This window comes from Pseudarthrobacter siccitolerans (assembly GCF_001046895.1).
Classification (GTDB): Bacteria; Actinomycetota; Actinomycetes; order Actinomycetales; family Micrococcaceae; genus Arthrobacter; species Arthrobacter siccitolerans.
Map to the genome: position 1 here is coordinate 42,585 of NZ_CAQI01000029.1, position 13,495 is coordinate 56,079.

A 13,495-nucleotide genomic window follows, 5' to 3' on the forward strand; every position below is an offset into this window, starting at 1 on the left:
CCCCCTTTGGGGAGGGGTTTAGGTGAGGCGGACCTGCCGGTTCATGTCCTTGTAGAGCAGGTAGCGGAACTCGCCCGGGCCGCCGGCGTAGCAGGCCTGCGGGCAGAAGGCGCGCAGCCACATAAAGTCGCCGGCCTCCACCTCCACCCAGTCGTTGTTGAGCAGGTACATGGCCTTGCCCTCCAGGACGTACAGGCCGTGCTCCATCACGTGGGTTTCCGGGAACGGGATGACGCCGCCGGGCTGGAACGTCACGATGTTCACCTGCATGTCGTGGGCCAGGTCGCTGGAGTCCGTGAAGCGGGTGGTTTTCCAGGCGCCGTCGGTGTCCGGCATCGCTGTCGGTTCGACGTCCTGTTCGTTGGTGACGAAGGACTTGGCCTCATACCCTTCGAGGCGTTCGTAGGCCTTGCGGATCCAGTGGAAGGACACAACGTCGCTGGAAACGTTCTCCAGGCCCCACTCCGAACCGGCGGCCAGGTAGGCGTAGCCGCCCTCCTCCAACTGGTGGAGTTCGCCGTCCAGGGTGAGATTGACCTTGCCGCGGGTCACAAAAATGACGCCTTCCACGCCGGCTTCGAATTCGGCCTTGGGGGCGCCGCCGCCCGGGCCGATCTCCACGATCAGCTGCGAGAACGTGGTGGCGAAGCCTGAGATGGGGCGGGCGATGATCCAGGAGCGGGTGTTCGAAAAGCCCGGCAGGTTGGACGTGACGATGTCCGTCATCACGCCCTTCGGGATCACCGTGTACGCCTCGGTGACGATGGCCCGCTCGGTGGTCAGGTGGGTCTGCGGCGGCAGCCCGCCGGTGGGGGAGTAGTACTTGCCCATAACTGGTTCCTTACTTAGGAGTTGGAAGTGGTGGCGAGCCGCGGGTGGGCCAGTCCGGTCAGTTGCGGAATTCCGACGCCGGCAAGCGCCTGGACTTCCTCGGCACCCACTGCGCCGCACTGGACGCCGCGCAGGACGAACGCTGCAAGGGCGCGGGCCGTGGCGGGCTCGTCCATCACGCCGCCGTCGGTCTGCTCTGCGTTGTCCCGTTCCACGTAGGTCCGCAGGCGGGCCGCGGCGGCCGGAAGGCCCTGCCGGTAGAAGGCGTAGGTGGCGGCGAAGCGGCTGGGCAGCTGCGCCGGATGCAGGTCCCAGCCCTGGTAGTAGCCGCGTTCCAGCGAGCGGCGGACCAGCCGGCCGTGCAGCCGCCACGCGTTTTCCACGTTGTCGCCGACGGGGATGATATTGGTGGATCCGTCCGAGAGCCTGATGCCCGTTCCGGCCACGGCCAGCTGCATGACTTCCTTGGCGAAGTCGGCCACCGGGTGCTCCATGGACTGGTACTCGGCCGAGATCTGCAGCGACGCGGAGTAGTCGTATGTGCCGTAGTGCAGGCCGCTGATCCGGCCCGGGACGGCGTGCGGCAGCTGCGCCACGGGCGACGTTCCTTCCGGCCCCAGGATCAGCTGCGGGGTTTCCACCTGCACCTCGAAGCGGAGCCGCCCGGCCGGGAGTGAGTGTACTTCCTCAAGCCGGGAGACGGCGTAGTCCATGGCCTTGACCTGGGCCACGGTGGTCACCTTGGGCAGCGTCAGGACCAGGCCCTCCGGCAGCTCGCCCGCCGCCGCCAGGCCCGAAACGAACAGGTCCAGCGTCCGCAGCCCGCGTGAGCGGGTGGCCGCCTCGAAGCACTTGAAGCGGATGCCGATGAACGGGGGAGCGGACCCGGCCGCGGCTGCGGCGGCCACAGCGGATGCCGCGGCAACTGCGGCGGCGTCCTCGGCGTCGTCGCCCCTGTCCCCGAAGCCGTCCTCAAAATCGAGCCGCAGGTCCTCGATCGGTTCGGAGGCCAGCTTCGCTTCGACGCGCGGGGCAACAGCCTGCGCCAGCGCGGCGTCCTGGCCCAGCAGGCCACCGAGCTTTTCCAGTCCGCCGTGGGCGCTGGCCGCGGCCAGTGCCTCGGCGCCCCAGTCCGCAGCGAACGACGGCGTAAACCGGTCCGCGGGCACGTACACCGTGTGGACGGGTTGGCGGGAGCCGTCATCGCCGGGGTAGTTCTGCTCCAGCAGGCGGTCCGTGGCGGCCAGCTGCCCGTCGATGGCCGCCAGGTCCCCGGCGGACAGTGACGGCTTGGGTGCTGCTGCCATGCCTCAGCCCACCAGTTCGTAGGCCGGGGTGGTGAGGAAATCTGTGTAGTCCTCGGACAGGCAGATGTCCGCGATCAGTTCACTGGCCGGCTGGTAGTAGCGGCGGAAGGCTTCGTCGCCGAATTCGGTGCGGAGCCGCTCGGTTTCCTCGCCCAGGATCCGTTCCACCAGTTCGCGGGTGACCGTGTTGCCGGTGTCCGCGAGGACCGACTTGTTGCGGATCTGCTGCCACACCTGGGAGCGGGAGATTTCGGCGGTGGCGGCGTCCTCCATCAGGTTGTGGATGGCCACCGCACCGTTCCCGGACAGCCAGACCGCCGTGTAGGCGATGGCCACGTACAGGTTCAGGCGCAGCCCGGCTTCGGTGACCTGGCCCTCGGCGGAGGTGACGTCCAGCAGCTGCTCCGCAGTCACGTTGACCTCAGGACGCTGCTTGTCCAGCTGGTTCGGCTTGTCGCCGAGCACTGCATCAAACACCTCCCGGCAGGTGGGCACGAGGTCCGGGTGTGCCACCCAGGAGCCGTCGAAGCCGTCATTTGCCTCGCGGGTCTTGTCGGCGCGGACCTTCGCGAAGGCAGCCTCGGTGACCTCGGGGTGCCGGCGGTTGGGGATCACGGCCGCCATGCCGCCCATGGCAAAGGCGCCGCGCTTGTGGCAGGTCTTGACCAGCAGTTCGGTGTACGCGCGCATGAACGGGGCGGTCATGGCAACCGAGGCGCGGTCCGGGAGGACGAACTCCTCGCCGGCGTCGCGGAAGTACTTGATGATACTGAACAGGTAGTCCCAGCGGCCGGCGTTCAGGCCGGAGGCGTGGTCGCGCAGTTCGTACAGGATCTCATCCATCTCGAACGCGGCCGGGATGGTCTCGATCAGCACGGTGGCGCGGATGGTGCCCTGGCCCAGTCCCAGGTAGTCCTGGGCGAAGACGAAGACGTCGTTCCACAGCCGCGCCTCGAGGTGGCTTTCCATCTTGGGCAGGTAGTAGTACGGTCCCTGCCCGTTGAGCACCAGCTGCTTGGCGACGTGGAAGAAGTGCAGGCCGAAGTCCACCAGCGCACCAACGGCAGGCTCGCCGTTGAGCAGCAGGTGCTTTTCCTGCATGTGCCAGCCGCGGGGGCGGGCCACCACCACGGCGAGCGGCGCGTCCGTGCGGAGCCTGTACTCCTTGCCCTCCGCCGAGGTGTAGCTGAGGGTGCCCTGGGCGGCGTCGCGGAGGTTCAGGATGGCGTCGATGACGTTGCCCCAGGTGGGGGTGCTGGCATCCTCGAGGTCCGCGAGCCACACCTTGGCGCCTGAGTTCAATGCGTTAATGGCCATCTTTGCCGGTGAGGCGGGTCCGGTCATCTCCACCCGGCGGTCCTGCAAAGCCGCCGGTGCCGGCGCAACTTTCCAGTCGCCGTCGCGCACGTCCTGGGTTTCCGGCAGGAAGTCCAGCTTGCCGGTGTCCGCCACGCGCTGGCGCTTGACGGCACGGGCAGCCAGGAGTTCGTTGCGGGTGCCGGCGAAGCGGGTGTGGAGCTCCTCGATGAAGGCCAGGGCCTTCGGGGTGAGGATCTCCTCCGCGCGCTCGATGGGCCGGGGGTCTGTGACAGTGATGGCCATTTCTGGTCCTTTCCTTGTACTGAAGTCAGGCGGTGAATCAGGCGCTGGCCAGGGCGTCTTCGAGTTCCTTGGCTGCGGCCGCGGTTGCCACGTTGGCGGCGTGGGCGGCGGCGGCAACGGCTGAGGCAACATCGGCGGCCACGTGGGGATCGAAGACGCTGGGGATAATGTAGCTGGCATTGAGCTCATCGTCAGCTACCCGGTTGGCGATCGCTTCCGCGGCGGCCACCAGCATCTCCGGGGTGATGTCCGAGGCTCCGGCATCGAGCAGGCCGCGGAAGAAGCCCGGGAAAGCCAGCACGTTGTTGATCTGGTTGGGGAAGTCGCTGCGGCCGGTGGCCACTACGGCGGCGTGCCGGGAGGCGACGACCGGATCGATTTCCGGCGTCGGGTTGGCCATGGCGAACACAATGGCGTTCTCTGCCATCGAGGCCACCTGCTCCTCGCCGATCACGTGCGGGGCGCTGACGCCGATGAACACATCCGCGCCGGCGAGGGCCTCGTGCAGGGTGCCGGCGAAGCCTTCCTCATTGGTGTTCGCCGCGATCCAGCTGCGGTGTTCGTCCCCGTAAGTCTCGCCGGAGTGGATGGCGCCGGAGCGGCCGGCGGCGATGATGTGCTGCGCTCCCTGGGCCTTCAGGAGCTGGATGATGGCTGAACCGGCCGCACCGACGCCCGACACCACAATCTTCACCTCGTCCAGCTTCTTGCCCACCACGCGCAGTGCGTTCACCAGGGCTGCCAGGGTGACGATGGCGGTGCCGTGCTGGTCGTCGTGGAACACCGGGATATCCAGCTCTTCACGGAGCCGGTTCTCGATCTCGAAGCAGCGCGGGGCAGCGATGTCCTCCAGGTTGATGCCGCCGTAGACGGGGGCCACGGCCTTGGCGATCATGATGATTTCTTCGGTGTCCTGGGTGTCCAGGCAGACCGGCCAGGCGTCAACGTTGGCGAACTGCTTGAACAGGGCGGCCTTGCCTTCCATGACCGGAAGGGCGGCGGCGGGGCCGATGTTGCCCAGGCCCAGGACGGCCGAACCGTCCGTGAGAACGGCAATGGTGTTGCGCTTCACAGTCAGGTTGCGGGCTGCCGCGGGATCCTCGGCGATGGCCAGGCAGACGCGGGCGACGCCGGGAGTGTAGGCGCGGGAGAGATCGTCGCGGTTGCGCAGGGCTACCTTGGGGACAACTTCCAGTTTGCCGCCCAGATGCATGAGGAAGGTGCGGTCCGAGACGTGCTGGACCGTGACGCCGTCGAGCGCGTTGAGGGCGTCCTTGACGCGGGCGGCGTGTTCGTCGTCGGTGGTGTTGCAGGTGACGTCCACAACGAGGGTCTCGTGGTGGGATTCGCTGACGTCCAGTGCGGTGATGGCGGCGCCCGCCGCTCCCACCGCTGCAGCAAGCTCGCTGGTGGCGCTGAAGCTCGACGGTGCTTCCACGCGCAGGGTGATCGAATTTCCGGGGCTGGGGTTCGCCATTGAATGTCCTCCTGTTGGGCCTTCCGTGAGGCCATGTCCGGTCTGTCTTTTCGAAATCAATGTTTTCGTATTATGGATATTATTATCTGCAAGATGGAAATACAAGCCCTCCTTGTATGACCGGTACGGGGCATCGCGCAGTGAACCGGGGTGCTGTATGTTGGGTGTTCTAAGCAATTCTTTTCACGATGCGGATAAGAGTTGTCAGATTCCGAGCCGTAGGAGACAACGGAATGGCAGAAAAAGCCTCGGGCGGTGTGCAGTCGGTAGAGCGCGTATTCGAACTGCTGGAGCTCATCACGGATGCCGGCGGCGACGTGACGCTCAGTGAACTGTCCTCGTCCACAGACCTTCCGCTGCCCACCATCCACCGCCTGCTGCGGACACTGGTGTCCCTGGGCTATATCCGCCAGCTGCCCAACCGGCGCTATGCGCTGGGCCCGCGGCTCATCCGGCTGGGTGAAGGTGCGAACAAGCAGCTGGGTGCTGTGGCGCGTCCGCAGCTCAAGACGCTGGTGGACCGGCTGGGGGAGACCTCGAACATGGCCGTGCTGGACTCGGACATGGTGATCTACGTGGCACAGGTGCCCTCGCTGCACTCGATGCGCATGTTCACCGAGGTGGGCCGGCGCGCCCATACCCACGCCACCGGCGTCGGGAAGGCCATCCTCGCGCAGCTGGATGACGAGACGGTCCGCGGCATCGTGACCCGTGCCGGGATGCCGACGCCCACCGCTAAGAGCATTGGTGATGTCGAGGAACTCCTGGCAGACCTCAAGCTCATCCGCGAGCGGGGCTACTCCATTGACGAGGAGGAGCAGGAGCTTGGTGTGCGGTGCTTCGCCATGGCGGTGCCCAACGCCCCCACCCCGACAGCCATCTCGGTCTCCGGTCCCGTCTCCCGCGTGGACGAGCACTTCGCCGACAAGGCCGTGCCCGTCCTCCGCGAAGCCGCCGAAGCCATTTCGCTGGAACTGAACCGCACCTGACCTCCTGGAGTTTTTGTCCACATATGCAGACTTAAAGTGTCATTTGCCCTGCATATCTGGACAAAAACTCCCGAAGCCATGCGCGACGGCGGCCCGCTCCTTCCGGAAGCGGGCCGCCTTTGTTGCGGGCACAGGATGCTAGTGCTCTGCCGCCTTCTCGGACGACTCGACCCGGACTTCCTTGCCGTCGCAGTCGATGAGCTTGCCGCCTTCGAAGCGGTCGCCGTCGGCCAGGCATTTGAGGTCCTCTTCCCGGACCACACGCTCGGTTCCGGCCACAAACACGGACTGGTTCTCCGAGTTGCCCGCCTTGAGGTGGTTGAAGAGCAGGTTCAGCAGGATGGCCATCACTGCGGCGGAGCTGATGCCGGAGTGGAAGATGGTGCCGAACCAGGACGGGAACTGGTCGTAGAACGAGGGGGCGGCGATGGGGATCATGCCGAACCCGATGGACGCCGCCACGATGATCAGGTTCATGTTGTTCCTGTACTCCACCTTGGACAGCGTGCGGATGCCGCTGGCGGCCACCGTGCCGAAGAGTACGACGCCGGCGCCTCCGAGCACAGGCGTCGGCACCGCTGCGACCACGCGGCCAAGGACCGGCAGGAGACCGAGGATCACCAGGATCAGGCCGCCCGCGCTGACCACGAAGCGGCTCTTGACGCCGGTGATGGCCACCAGGCCCACGTTCTGGGCGAACGCGCTCTGGGTGAAGGAGTTGAACAGCGGTGAGATAGCGGAGGAGAGCATGTCTGCCCGGAGACCGTCGCCGATCCGCTTGGAGTCGACCTTGGTGCCCACGATCTCGCCCACGGCAATGATGTCCGCCGAGGTCTCGGTCAAGGTGACCAGGATGACGATCAGCATGGAAATGATGGCGGCAATCTCGAACACCGGGGCGCCGAAGGCGAACGGGGTGGGGAACGCGACGATCTCGCCCTGGCCAACCTTGGAGAAATCAGCCATGCCGAAGGCGAACGCGATCAGGGTGCCCAGGACCATGGCCAGCAGGATGGAGAGCCGGGAAATCGCGGCGCTGCCCACCTTGCTGAGCAGGAGGACGATGGCCATGGTGGCCGCGGCCAGCCCGATGTTGGCCATGCTGCCGTAGTTCTCAGCCTTGCTGTTGCCGCCCATGGCCCAGTTGGCGGCCACCGGCATCAGGGTCAGCCCGATGGTGGTGATCACCGTGCCGGTCACCACGGGCGGGAAGAACCGGATGATCTTCGAGAACAGCGGAGTGATCAGCAGGCCGATCAGTGAAGCGGCAATAACGGACCCGAAGACTGCCTGGATACCGCCGCCGCCGTGCACGATGGCCACCATGGTGGAGACGCCCGCGAAGGAAACGCCCTGGACCAGCGGCAGCTGCGAGCCGAAGAAGCGGATGCCCACTGTCTGCAGGATGGTGGCCAGTCCGCCGACAAAGAGGCAGGCCGCGATCAGCAGGCCGATGTCCTGCGAGGACATTCCGGCAGCGGCGCCGATGATCAGGGGCGGGGCGATAATGCCGCCGTACATGGTGAGGACGTGCTGGAAACCGTAGGCGAAGGTGCTGGCGATGGGGAGCTTTTGGTCCTCAGGCCTTGCCGAACGGGTGCCTTTTCCGGCGGCAGCAGCGGCCGGTTTCTTTCTGATGTTCATGGCAGACTTTCTTGGTTCATGGCAGACGACATTGTCTGGCTAACGGTGTCTGGCTAACGGTGTTGAAAGACGTGGGTGGGTGCCCGGAGTTTTTGTCCAGCTATGCAGGCTTCAGGGGTGCTGAAGTCGTCTTATCTGGACAAAAACTCCGGGCCCGTTGGTGTTGTTGCGGGCTTAGCAGAAGCCGGCGATGCCGGACCAGGCGATGTCCGCCGGGGTGGCGTCCTCGCGCTGGACGGTGGCCTCGATCAGGCCGTAGGGGCGGTCTGCGGCGAAGAAGACCTCGTTGGGGTTGTCGAGGCCGAACGGCGAGAGGTCCACAAGGAAGTGGTGCTTGTTGGGCATCGAGAACTTGATCTCGTCGATTTCGCTGTGGGCTTCCAGCACTTTGGTGCCCATGTCGAACAGGGTCTGCTGGAGGGCGTGGGAGTACTTCTCCGTGAAACCTTCGAGCAGGAGTCCCTTGACGTCGTCGTAGCTCTTGTTGAAGTCCAGGGTGCTGAAGTCGGTGCCGGTCTTGAAGCGCCAGCGGGCCGAGACATCGGTGGCCAGGATGCGGTCCGTGGTTTCGGGCAGGGTGGTGTACTTGTCCTTCGGGTAGCCCACGAAGCCGGACTGGGTGGACTTCAGGACTGTGAGGTCCTTGAGCCCGGAGATCAGGTGGGTGGTGGCGCCGTCGCGGACCAGGACTGCGGTGCGGACTTCCTGGCCGTTGCGCACGAAGGAGTGGTTGTGCTCGGTTCCGTGCGCCTGGATCCGGTCCCAGCTGTAAGACTCGGCTTCCCAGCGGCCGCCGGTGACCCAGTCGAAGCTGGAGGTGAAGTGCTCGCCGAGGCGAAGCAGGAACGCCTCGGGCGAGCCGACGCCCTCACGGGCGAAGGCGTAAATGGTGTTCTTCTGGGTGTCAGTGGCCACCACGTGGGCGTTGTCGCCCTCAAGGTGTGCGGCCGCGAAATCGCCCCGCAGTTGCGAGGTGACGTTGAGGTCTTCGATTTCGTGGCGGTCGGTGTCGCGGGTGATCTTGACGACCCGGACCTCGGCCTTGCCGTACTGGTTCTCGCCGAGGATGATCTTGCTGCTCATGGTCTTTTCCCAACTTCCGGTAAGTGGAACCCAGGTTCCATCACTGAAATTAAGCGCGCATTTCAAGCGCGTTTCCGGTGGAGCCGACCCAACAAAAAAGAGCCGGCATCCATTGATGCCAGCTCATTACGACCCTGCCTGCTGCTCCCAGGTTACGTGACCTCCGCCACGAATTGACAACCAGCGTACCTCCGGAAACCGGTGGTGTACATCACAAAACGAAAATTCCCTTTGTGACCACATCCTTGGCCGACCGTTGACGAATCAGTGGAGGCGGCCCTAAGCTCTTCCACATAGCAAAAGTTATTTTCCATTTTGTGGAACTGACCCAGACCTCGAAGGAGGAACAGATGTACCAGCAGGACAGCACGCCGGTTTCACCGGCACCCACGGCGGCAGCTTCAGTCCAGGAGTTCTACCTCCCCCTCGGCGGCGGGACGGATCCGGACTTCTACCTTCCGGCGGACCGGGAGCACGTTCCCGGCCGCTTCTCGCGCTGGGTCCAGGCGCTGCCGGGCTTCAGCCGCCGTTCATAGCAGGCGCACAACGGGCCAAGGTTTCAGCAGGCCCAGCCGGCGGCGCGCATCTACGCTGGCGACGCGCACCTTCAATTCCGCTGCGCAAAAGGACTGGCGAGACTTTTATATGGGTCTCGCCAGTCCTTTTCTGCGTCGCAGCTGAACCTGCGCGTCGCAGAACGGTGCTCGGAGAGTGGCTAGCCGTTCACCAGCCGGCGCGCGGCCGCTGAATGTTCCGTGATGAGGCCGGCGATATCGAGTCCCGGGATCTGGCCGTCCACCACGCGCCACTGTCCGCCCACCATCACCCGGTCCGCCCGGTCCGCCGCGCACAGCAGCAGCGCGGCCACAGGATCGTGGCTTCCGGAGAAGCGCAGGTCATCCAGCCGGAAGAGGGCCAGGTCCGCCTGGATCCCCGGGGCCAGCTGCCCCAGTCCGGAACGGCCGAGGACCGCCGCGGAACCGCGGGTTGCCCAGCCCAGCGCACGCTCCACCGGAACGTCGGCCCCGTACCGCAGTCGCTGGAGGTAGAGTGCCTGGCGCGCTTCCAGGATCATGTTCGAGGCATCGTTCGACGCCGAGCCGTCCACTCCCAGCCCCACGGGCGCTCCGGCGTCCTCCAGTTCCAGGACGCGGGCGGTTCCCGACGCCAGCCGCATGTTCGAGGTGGGGCAGTGCGCGACGGCGGTGCCCGCGGCCCCCAGCCTGGCAATCTCCGCGTCGCTGAAGTGGATGCCGTGGCCCAGCCAGGTGCGGTCCGTCAGCCAGCCCACGCTGTCCAGGTAGTCCACGGTCCGCAGCCCGAACATTTCCCGGCAGAAGTCCTCCTCATCCAGGGTCTCAGCCAGGTGCGTGTGCAGCCGGACGTCCAGCCGTTCGGCGAGCGCAGCGCTTTCGGCCATGATCTCCTTGGTGACCGAAAACGGTGAGCACGGAGCCAGGGCAACCTGGATCACCGCGTCGTCGCCCCGTTCGTGGTACTGGTGCACCAGCCGTTCGCTGTCGGCCAGCACCACCTCGGCTGCCTGCACGGTTGACTGCGGCGGGAGGCCGCCGTCGTCCGTTCCCAGGGTCATGGACCCGCGGGTGAGGGTGGCGCGCATGCCCAGCCGGCGGACGGCCTCCACCTGGATATCGATCGCATCCTCAAGGCCCGCGGGGAAGAGGTAATGGTGGTCCGCCGCCGTGGTGCAGCCGGACAGCAGGAGTTCGGCCAGCGCCACCGTGGTGGCGAGCTCCAGGTCCCGCGGAGTGAGGCGCGCCCAGACCGGATACAGGTTCTGCAGCCAGGGGAACAACGGCGCATTCGCCACCGGACCCCAGGCCCGTGTCAGGGTCTGGTAGAAGTGGTGGTGCGTGTTGATCAGGCCCGGCAGCAGCACATGGTTTCCGGCGTCAAAAGTCTTGTCGCACGGCGCGGACGGCTGCTGCCCTGCGGCAAGAACCTCGGTGATAACACCGCCGCTGACCACCAGCCCGCCGGAAGCGTCGAGGTGGTTGGCGGTAAAAGCTGCCTGCGGGTTTTTGATCCACAAACGGGAAGCGGATGGCGTCATGGCTGTCCTTCTCTGAGCGCTGTTGGTGTCATTCCAGCTCAGTGAGGCCCTGTCTGCTGATCCAGGCGGCCGCGCCCTCGGGGTCAAGTGCCCGGAAGCGGCGCGGCTGGCACCTAGGCTAGGAGGCGCAGGCCCCGGCGTCAACGCCGCGGATTATGACCGCGGCAGGGTGAAACCCGCGAAACATGGATTTCACATTGCGAAATTAAAATTCCAGAAAACTATGGCGCAGCCCACAATCCGGTGCTAATCTCGATCTTGCCAAAGGCGGGCACCCGGTCACCGGGAAGCTATCTACCAGGCGCAACTTAACCTTCACAGCACATGCTGAAGCCTGGTAACCGTTCGCACCTGGTTCTACTGGTCCTGCAAGCGGCAACGGGCTTCCCGGCAAAAGGAAGTCGCATCATGAGTACCACCGTCACGGCCGAACAGTTCTTGGCCAGATCCATCAGGTTGGCCACGGCCAACGTCCTGAACAGCGGGGGCCCCTTCGGAGCCATGATCGTTACGGCTGACGGCCGGGCGTTCGACGGCGTCAACCGCGTCACCGCGGACAACGATCCCACCGCGCACGCCGAAGTCACTGCAATCCGCACGGCCTGCCGCGAACTTGGCACCTTCGATCTCAGCGGAGCTATCCTCTACACCAGCTGCGAGCCGTGCCCCATGTGCCTGGCCTCCGCGCTCTGGGCCCGGGTCGATAAGGTGGTCTTCGCTGCCGATCGGCATGACGCCGCCTCCGTTGGCTTCGATGACGCCGTCTTCTACGAATACTTCGACAACCAGGACAGGGACTCCCTGATGCCGGTCTCGAAGCTGGTGCTGGACGATCCCGAGGCCCCCGCCCCGCTGGAACCGTTCAACACCTGGAACACACTCGAAACCAGGATCGACTACTAGGCCCGGCGGCTGACATGACCATCCTGGACAACTCACACGAGGAGCATTCGGCTCCAAGCACCCGCAGCCAAAGGCCCGCGAACAGCACCCCCCAACCGCCGGCGTCGGACTCGTTCCTGGACCGGTTCTTCCAGGTCACCCAGCGCGGCTCCACCCTGGCCCGCGAGTTCCGCGGCGGCCTGGTCACCTTCTTCACCATGGCGTACATCGTCATCCTCAACCCCCTGATCCTGGGCGGTTTCAGCGCGGACAACGCCCCCACCGACGTCGCCGGGGGCTGGCTCTCCGCCGCGCAGGTGGGCGCCGTCACCGGACTCACCGCCGGCGTGATGACCATCCTGTTCGGCCTCATCGCCAACCTGCCTTTCGGTCTCGCCGCCGGACTCGGCATCAACTCCTTCCTGGCCGTCTCCGTGATCCAGGAGGTCACCTGGGCGGAGGCCATGGGCCTGGTGGTGATCAACGGCATCCTGATTGTCCTGTTCGGAATCACCGGCGCCCGCACCGCCATCTTCCGGGCAGTGCCGAAGGAGCTGAAGGCCGCCATCACGGTGGGCATCGGCCTGTTCATCGCCTTCATCGGCTTTGTTGACTCGGGCTTCGTCAAGGCGACGGCGGGCGGCCCGCCGGTCCAGCTGGGCAACGGCGGCTCCATCACCTCCATTCCCACCCTGGTGTTCATCGTGGGCCTGCTGGCCATGGGCATCCTGGTGGCACGCAAGGTCCAGGGCGGCCTGCTGATCGGCATTGTGGCCACCACTTTCCTGGCCGCCGTCGTCGAAGCCATCCTGCACCTCGGCCCCGCGAGCGCCACCAACCCCGGCGGCTGGCACCTGAACACCCCGGTCCTGTCCGGGCAGCTGGTGTCCGCACCGGACCTGGCCCTGGTGGGACAGTTCGACCTGTTCGGAGCCTTCGGCAGGATCGGCGGACTCGCGGCCACCATGCTGGTGTTCACCCTGGTGTTCACCAACTTCTTCGACGCCATGGGCACCATGACCGGCCTGGCCAAGAGCGCCGGCGTGGCGCACAAGGACGGTACGTTCCCCCGGCTGAAATCCGCCTTCATCGTGGAAGGCTTCGGGGCAATCGCGGGCGGGGCAACCTCCGGCTCCTCCAACACCGTGTACATCGACTCCGCCGCCGGCATCGGCGAAGGAGCCCGGACCGGCCTGGCATCGGTAGTGACCGGCGTCCTCTTCCTCGGTTCCATGTTCCTCACCCCTCTCACCAGCGTGGTCCCGCTCGAGGTAGCCGCCGCAGCGCTGGTGGTGGTGGGCGCGATGATGATGGCGCAGATCCGCGAGATCAAGTTCAGCAAGTTCACCGTGGCACTGCCGGCCTTCCTCACCATCGTCACCATGCCGCTGAGCTACTCGATCGCCAACGGCATCGGCGTGGGCTTCATCAGCTGGGCCATCATCGGCGCCGCATCCGGCAAGGCGAAGAAGGTCCATCCGCTGATGTGGGTGGTCAGCGCCGGGTTCCTGGTGTACTTCGCCCGCGGTCCGATCAACCTGCTCCTGGGCGCCTGAGCTCCATTCCGACTACCGGGGCCGGGCCAATGCTTGGCCCGGCCCCCAAT

11 protein-coding genes are annotated in these 13,495 nt (G+C 65.7%); 4 read left to right on the forward strand and 7 right to left on the reverse strand.

The window, feature by feature from the left end:
- Nucleotides 1–18 precede the first annotated feature (18 nt).
- The 4 genes from ARTSIC4J27_RS03210 to ARTSIC4J27_RS03225 are packed head-to-tail and all read right to left on the reverse strand — an operon-like array spanning nucleotide 19 to nucleotide 5,217.
- On the reverse strand, nucleotides 19–831 hold the full coding sequence (locus ARTSIC4J27_RS03210) for a bifunctional allantoicase/(S)-ureidoglycine aminohydrolase (protein WP_050053777.1): 813 nt from the start codon (nucleotides 829–831) through the stop codon (nucleotides 19–21).
- 14 nt (nucleotides 832–845) lie between these two features.
- A complete protein-coding gene (locus tag ARTSIC4J27_RS03215; RefSeq protein ID WP_050053778.1) occupies nucleotides 846–2,138 on the reverse strand; it encodes a DUF6986 family protein in 1,293 nt (430 codons plus the stop codon).
- A gap of 3 nt (nucleotides 2,139–2,141) precedes the next feature.
- On the reverse strand, nucleotides 2,142–3,740 hold the full coding sequence (aceB, locus tag ARTSIC4J27_RS03220; protein ID WP_050053779.1) for a malate synthase A: 1,599 nt from the start codon (nucleotides 3,738–3,740) through the stop codon (nucleotides 2,142–2,144).
- 37 nt (nucleotides 3,741–3,777) lie between these two features.
- Nucleotides 3,778–5,217 carry an NAD-dependent malic enzyme gene (locus tag ARTSIC4J27_RS03225; protein ID WP_050053780.1) on the reverse strand — a complete coding sequence of 480 codons (1,440 nt, stop codon included), beginning with the start codon at nucleotides 5,215–5,217 and terminating at the stop codon, nucleotides 3,778–3,780.
- 233 nt (nucleotides 5,218–5,450) lie between these two features.
- Between ARTSIC4J27_RS03225 and ARTSIC4J27_RS03230 the strand changes: the two genes are divergently transcribed.
- Entirely contained in the window at nucleotides 5,451–6,206 is a 756-nt protein-coding gene (locus ARTSIC4J27_RS03230; RefSeq protein WP_050053781.1) for an IclR family transcriptional regulator, read from the forward strand.
- 138 nt (nucleotides 6,207–6,344) lie between these two features.
- On the opposite strand, the gene ARTSIC4J27_RS03235 is transcribed toward ARTSIC4J27_RS03230, so the two are convergent.
- Nucleotides 6,345–7,850: a nucleobase:cation symporter-2 family protein gene (locus tag ARTSIC4J27_RS03235; protein WP_050053782.1), complete on the reverse strand. Its 1,506-nt coding sequence runs from the start codon at nucleotides 7,848–7,850 to the stop codon at nucleotides 6,345–6,347.
- 174 nt (nucleotides 7,851–8,024) lie between these two features.
- Nucleotides 8,025–8,933 (reverse strand): factor-independent urate hydroxylase, encoded by a 909-nt coding sequence (gene pucL, locus ARTSIC4J27_RS03240; RefSeq protein WP_050053783.1) that lies wholly within the window; start codon nucleotides 8,931–8,933, stop codon nucleotides 8,025–8,027.
- Nucleotides 8,934–9,250: 317 nt separating this feature from the next.
- Here pucL and ARTSIC4J27_RS03245 point away from each other — a divergent pair, with 317 nt between their 5' ends.
- Complete coding sequence (locus tag ARTSIC4J27_RS03245; protein WP_407681112.1) at nucleotides 9,251–9,469, forward strand: hypothetical protein; 219 nt, start codon at nucleotides 9,251–9,253, stop codon at nucleotides 9,467–9,469.
- 179 nt (nucleotides 9,470–9,648) lie between these two features.
- Here ARTSIC4J27_RS03245 and ARTSIC4J27_RS03250 read toward each other — a convergent pair whose 3' ends face one another.
- Nucleotides 9,649–11,007, reverse strand: coding sequence for an 8-oxoguanine deaminase (locus ARTSIC4J27_RS03250; RefSeq protein WP_050053785.1), 1,359 nt, complete (start codon nucleotides 11,005–11,007; stop codon nucleotides 9,649–9,651).
- Nucleotides 11,008–11,415: 408 nt separating this feature from the next.
- On the opposite strand from ARTSIC4J27_RS03250, the gene ARTSIC4J27_RS03255 reads away from it, so the two are divergent.
- Together ARTSIC4J27_RS03255 and ARTSIC4J27_RS03260 are read left to right on the forward strand one after the other, a co-directional pair.
- Entirely contained in the window at nucleotides 11,416–11,910 is a 495-nt protein-coding gene (locus ARTSIC4J27_RS03255) for a nucleoside deaminase (RefSeq protein ID WP_050053786.1), read from the forward strand.
- Nucleotides 11,911–11,924: 14 nt separating this feature from the next.
- Nucleotides 11,925–13,445 (forward strand): NCS2 family permease, encoded by a 1,521-nt coding sequence (locus ARTSIC4J27_RS03260; RefSeq protein ID WP_050053787.1) that lies wholly within the window; start codon nucleotides 11,925–11,927, stop codon nucleotides 13,443–13,445.
- Nucleotides 13,446–13,495 lie beyond the last annotated feature (50 nt).